General features: G+C 64.2%; 4 protein-coding genes. 3 read left to right on the top strand and 1 reads right to left on the bottom strand.

The annotated features are described in order from the left end of the window. The 3 genes from AC0L3D_RS35785 to AC0L3D_RS35795 all read left to right on the top strand — a co-directional run. Positions 1-689, top strand: a 689-nt coding sequence (locus tag AC0L3D_RS35785) for an ABC transporter ATP-binding protein (protein WP_473647430.1), incomplete at its 5' end; no start/stop codon positions are given. A gap of 14 nt (positions 690-703) precedes the next feature. Then, complete coding sequence (locus tag AC0L3D_RS35790) at positions 704-2,077, top strand: MlaD family protein (protein ID WP_128169027.1); 1,374 nt, start codon at positions 704-706, stop codon at positions 2,075-2,077. A gap of 115 nt (positions 2,078-2,192) precedes the next feature. Then, a complete protein-coding gene (locus AC0L3D_RS35795; RefSeq protein ID WP_413468521.1) occupies positions 2,193-2,807 on the top strand; it encodes an ABC-type transport auxiliary lipoprotein family protein in 615 nt (204 codons plus the stop codon). A 127-nt stretch (positions 2,808-2,934) separates the two neighbouring features. On the opposite strand, the gene AC0L3D_RS35800 is transcribed toward AC0L3D_RS35795, so the two are convergent. Beyond that, a partial coding sequence (locus tag AC0L3D_RS35800) for a coiled-coil domain-containing protein (protein ID WP_473627814.1) occupies positions 2,935-6,009 on the bottom strand: 3,075 nt, incomplete at its 5' end.

Raw genomic sequence — 6,009 nt, forward strand, 5'->3', positions numbered from 1 at the left:
CGCCGAAGGAGACGGTGACGTCGTGCGCAGAAAGCACGATCTCCTCCTCGTCGGCCCTTTGCGTAGTCGTGGTCGGCCTGGTGCACAAGCAGTCGGGAACGATCAAGCTGTTCGGCGTCGATGTCGAAAAGGCGAGCGAGAGGGAGCGCCTTCGCATCGACATGCGCCTTGGCGTCCTCTTTCAGCACGGCGCGCTGTTTTCGGCGCTCACGGTGCTCGAAAACGTGCAGGTGCCGATGCGCGAATATCTCGATCTGCCGAAAAAGCTGATGGACGAGTTGGCGATGCTCAAGGTCGAACTGGTCGGGTTGCCGCCGGATGCGGCGCAGAAATTCCCGTCCGAGCTTTCCGGCGGCATGATCAAGCGTGCGGCGCTGGCGCGCGCGCTGGCGCTCGACCCCGACATCGTGTTCCTGGACGAGCCGACATCCGGCCTCGATCCGATCAGCGCGGCTGAGTTCGACGAACTGGTCGTCAAGCTGCGCGATACCATGGATCTGACCGTATACATGGTCACGCACGATCTCGACACGCTGTTCACCGCTTGTGATCGGGTGGCCGTGCTCGGCAACAAGAAAGTGCTGGTCGAAGGCACGATCGACGACATGCTCAAGAGCGAGGAACCCTGGGTGAAATCCTATTTTCGCGGAAAACGTGCGCGGCAACTTGATCTTGCGGCCCGCGCGTAGCCATAAGTGGATAAATGGAAACCAGAGCCAACTACGTCATTGTCGGCATTTTCACGCTAGCCGCGATCCTGGCGGCATTCGCGTTCGTCTATTGGACGGCCGCGATCGGCGACAGGGGTGAGACGGCGATGCTGCGGGTGCGCATTCCGGGATCGGCTTCCGGCCTTGGCCGCGGCAGTTTCGTGCTGTTCAACGGCGTCAGGGTCGGGGATGTCAGGCGCGTCTATATCGACCCCGCCAATCCGAACGACGCCATAGCCGAAGCGGAAGTAGGCCGCACGACGCCAATTACCAAATCGACGCAGGCCGATATCGGGATCGTCAGCCTTGCCGGCCAAGCGAGTATCGAGCTCAGGGGCGCTGACCCCAAGGAGGTCAACCTTCTCGACCAGGCGGAGCAGGAGGGCCGCGTCGCCGAGATCGTCGCCAACCCGTCGGCGGTCACCAACCTGTTGCAGACGGCGCAGAACATCTTCACCCGCGCCGATACGGTTCTCTCCCAGCTCGAAGGCTTCACCAGCGACGTTCGCGGGCCGCTGACGCAGACCGTCAACAATGTGCAGACCTTCTCCGATGCGCTGGCCAAGAACTCTGACGGCATCGACAAATTCCTCGCCAGCGTCAGTTCGCTGTCGGAGGAACTGAGGGGCGTCTCGGGCAAGCTTGACGGCACGCTGAAGGCGGCGGAAGGGCTGCTCAACGCCGTCGACAAGGATCAGATCAAGAGTATTGTCGCCAACGTCGATACGGTGACCGAGAACCTGAAGGAAACCAGCAAGCAGTTCGACACGGTCGTCAGGAATGTCGACACCGCGGTGGGGTCGATCAACGATTTCGCCCAAAGGACGCAAGGCACGCTGGCCAAGGTCGACGGCGTTCTCGACGGCATCGATCCGGCACAGGTCCGCACCGCGCTGGCCAACATCCAGAAGGCCAGCGAAAACGCCAACGAGGCTGCCGCCGACATCGCCAAGGTGACCAACAAATTCGCCAACCGGGCCGACGATATCGACCAGACGATCAAGGACGCGCAGCAGCTCGCGGAGCGCCTCAACGACGCTTCGGTGCGTGTCGACGGCATCCTCGTCAAGGTCGATACATTGCTCGGCTCAGGCCAGGCCGACGGCATGATAGCCGATGCCAGGAATACCCTGAAATCGTTCAAGCAGGTCGCCGACACGCTGAACGCCCGCCTCGGCACCATCACCGACAATCTGGCGCGATTCTCCGGCCAGGGCCTGCAGGACGTCGAAGCGCTGGTCCAAGACAGCCGTCGCTCGATCAACCGCATCGAAGAGGCGGTAACGGATCTCAGCCGCAATCCGCAGCGAATCCTGTCAGGCGGCGAAGGTGAGGTTCGGCAATTCGATGGCAGGGTGCGGCGTTGACTTCGGCTTTCGCCGGCCCCAAGAACGGCAGGCAAGTACGCTGCGGGTGCGATTTGCTCATTCGATTCGGGGACAACGGGGATCGCGTGTGAAGTCGGTCGTGCTTAAATTGGGCGTGCTTAGATTGGGCGGAGTCAAAGCGGGCGGGCCCACTGCGGGTGTGGCATTGCTTGCGCTTTCGCTGGCCGGCTGCGCGTTTTTGCCGGGCGGCGGGCCGGCGCCCCTGGACACATTCGAACTGTCGGCGCCGTCGCTCGATGCGCGCGGCCGCGGCCGCCAACAAATCCTCATCGCCCAGCCTTCCGCGCTCAAGGCGCTGGACAGCCAGAACATCGTCATCAAGCCGTCGGTGCGCTCGATCCAGTACCTCAAGGGAGCGCAATGGGCCGACCGGCTGCCGCTGATCGTGCAGGCGCGGCTGGCCGAGACATTCCAGCGCTCGGGCAGTTTCGCCGGCGTCGGCAAGCCGGGCGAGGGCCTGGCGATCGACTATCAGGTGATCGTCGAGGTCCGTTCCTTCGAAGTCCGCGTCGACGGCGGCCAACACGCCGAGGTCGAGCTGTTCGTGCGGATATTGAACGACCGCAATGGCGAGGTGCGCGCCTCCAAGAGCTTCAACGCGACCGCGCCCGTCTCCGGCAGCGGCAACCAGGCCTATGTCGATGCGCTCGACAGGGCGTTCGGCGATGCCGCCAAGGACATCGTCCGCTGGACCGATTCGGTGATCTGACCACAGCCGGAACGGCCGGGCACTCAATTGTCGCTGCCAACGCCGGTAACGATGTGAAATTCAAATCCGAAGCGATTGCCCTAAAAGACGGGAGTTTCCCGCCTTTTTCTGTTCGCTTATCGTCTGATCAATGCAGGCGGCCACTGGCGTGGGCAAGCATCGTATAGACCTTGCCGGTGTCCGACGTCAGGTAGGTCTGCGCCATCATGTTGTCGCGGTCGTTGCGCGAGACGTCCTTGAGCAGCTTTTCGAAGTCGTCGCAGTAACGGTCGACGGCGGCGCGGAATTCCGCCTCCATTTGATATTTGCGGCGAATCTCGTCGAACGTCTGCTGGCCCTTCAGCGTGTAGAGACGCCGGGTGAACACGTCACGCTCGCCGCTCCGGTAGCGGTTCCACAGTTCGATCGAGGCGTCGTGATCGATGGCGCGAGCGATGTCGACGGAAAGCGAGTTGAGCGACTCCACGACATGAAGCGGCGAGCGCTGGGCAAGGGCCGTCGAGCGTGGCGCTTCCGAAGGTGCCGCCGGCTTGGCGGCCTCTTCGCGCGACGCCCCTGTCAAGAGATCGCGCACCCAGCCGCCTTGCGGCGCACGGCCATTAGGGTCGCGCTGGCGCGGCGCCGTCTCCGGCGGGCGTTCCAGGTCGCCGCGCAGTGTGGTGTCACCCGACGGCGCCTGCGGGGCAAGGGGTTCCGGGGCCGGAGGCCGGCGTAGCGGCTCAGTCGCGCGCGGGGCAGGCGTCTGCTGTGCTGGACGCAGGTTGCGCGGCTCGGAGGAGTCGGTGCTGCGGCCAGATTTCGCAACGATGTCAGAGAGTTCCTTCAGCGCGTTGATCTGCTCGGAAACGGCACGGCGGATGGCCGTGGTCGATTCCTTTGCCTCTTCCGGCATCTCGATGACACCCTTCTTGAGCTCGGCGCGGGTAAGGTCGAGCTCGCTCTTGATCGAGCTGGCGGTGCGTCGCATCTCCTCGGTCGCGTCGGCAAAGCGCTTGGTTGCCGAATCGACGACGTCGGCAATGGAGGTACGGATCTTGTCCGCCGACTCCAGCGTCTTGCCTTCGGCGTTCTGCAACGTCTGGCCGACCAGATCCTCGAACGAGCGCATGACTTTTTCGAGATCCTCCGACTTCTTGACCAGGCCGACGGCGAGGTCCTCCAGCGACGACTGCCTTTCCAGCGTGTGTTCGAGGTTGCTCTGGGCCGAGCTCAACAGGTCCGAAGCACTGGACAGCAACCGGCTGTGCTCGTCGAACTTGGTGGCGATCGAGGCAACCTCGCGCAAGGTCGAGGATGACAGCTCGGTAAGCCGTGTCGTGTTCGAATCGACCAGACGCGCCGAGCTGGCAAAAGTCTGCGCGGCTTTTTCCGTTGTCGCCGCAAAGCTTTGCGTGCTGCCGGTCAGGCGTTCGTCGACCTGGCCGAGATTGGCCGCCGCCTGTTCGATCAGCTGGCCGAGCTGTGCGCTCGAGGTGCTCATGCGGCCGATGAGATCGGCGACGCTGTCGGCAAGCGTCGAGCGCGCCCCTTCGACGGCCGACAATGTTTCGGCCGTGCGGCTGGCGAGCGCGTCGACCAAGGCGGCGTTTTCGCTGCGCAGCTTCTCGGTGGCGCGTTCGGTCACCTCTTCCATGCTCTTTTGCAATTCCGAGCCGCCGTGGGCGAAGCGCTCGACCAGAGGCCGTGCCGTTTCGTCAAGGATTTTCGAGATCTCGGCCGAACGTGCCGCAAGCATGGTGTTGAGTTCGCGGGTGTTGGTGCCGATGGTCTTGGCGGCGTCGTTGGTGCTCTGGCCGATATGCTGGCCGACCGCAGTGAAGGTTTCGGCGATCGAGTTGGCGCGCGAAATGAGCTGCGCCTCAGCGGTCGAAACCTGCTCGTTGAGCTTCTGGCCTATCGTTTCGGTGGTGTTGACCAGACGGTTTTCGACGCCGGCAACCTGTTCCTCGACGCGAGCCGCCGCGGCCGCCGCGCTGGAGGCCAGGCGCTCGTCGGCGCCCGCGAGCGCCTGCTCGATCTCACGGGCGTGGACGGCCAGGTCCTGCCCGGTCTGCTTTGCACGTTCGGCAACCCGCTGCTCGGTGCTGGCGAAGGCCCCGACGATGTTGTCGGCATGTTCTCCGATCGTCGACGTGCTGTCGGCGATACGCGACACCAGGCGGTGATCCGCCTCATCGAAGATGCGGGCGATCTCGGACGCGCGGGCCGACAACGCTTCCGAACCTTCGGCGATGCGCGAGATCAGCTGTTGGTCGGCAGCATCGAAAATGCGGCCAAGGTCCGATGCACGCGCTGCGAGCGCTTCGGCCGATTCGCCGATGCGCACGCTGAGCCGTTCGTCGGCGCCTTCGAAATTGCGCAGGATGTCGCCGGCGCGTTCCGCCAGCGACTGTGCCGTTTCGACCGCGCGGGCAACCAGCTTCTGGTCCGCCGCATCGAATGTACCGGCGATCTCGCTGGCACGGGCAGCCAGCTGGTCGGCCGTTTCCTGGGCGCGCGCCAGCAACGAGTTCGAGGTGTCGTCGACGCGGGCCATGATTGCGCTCGATGCACCCTCTGCCCGGGCAACGAGCGCGGTTGACGTGTCTTCGGCACGTGCGGCGAGGCGGCGATCCGCTTCCTCGAAGGTGCGTGCGATATCCTCCGCCCTGGCGAGCAGGGCAGCAGAGGTCTGCTCCGCCCGTTCGGCGATCTTGCGATCGGCGTCACTGAAAGCCGCACCTGCCTGCTCATGCAGTGCGCTGGTGACTTCCATGACCTTTTCGCGCAGCGCTCCGGCAACGAAGACGGCGCTCTTTTCGAGCACGCTGCGGACGTTGTCGACCCCGGTCGACAGCGCGCGCTCCATGGTCCCGGCACGCTCCTCGATGATGCCGGTCTGGCGGCTGAACGCCTGCTCGATCTTTTCGACGTCGGCGGCAATGGCGTCCGAGATGTCGGTGCTCCTGGCGGCGATCTGGTCGATATGGCCGGACAGGGAACGGTCGACTTCCTTGCGCGTGTCGGCGAGCTTGGAGAGGTCGTCCTCCAGCGCACGGGTCAGCGCGTCGCGGCCTTCGGTCAGCTTGCCGACGTGCCCGGCGATGATGTCGTCTATGTCGCTGCGGCTCGCTGCAATTTTCTGCAGGTCTGCTTCCAGCGCACGTCTGAGGATGTCGCGGCCTTCGGCCAGCTTCTCGACCTGGCCGGAAACCAGCCCGTC

This window comes from Mesorhizobium sp. WSM4837 (assembly GCF_055811435.1).

What these genes read in the sequence shown, in the direction of transcription:
- AC0L3D_RS35790 (WP_128169027.1), top strand. Translation starts at nt 704, where the DNA reads ATGGAAACCAGAGCCAACTACGTCATTGTCGGCATTTTCACGCTAGCC.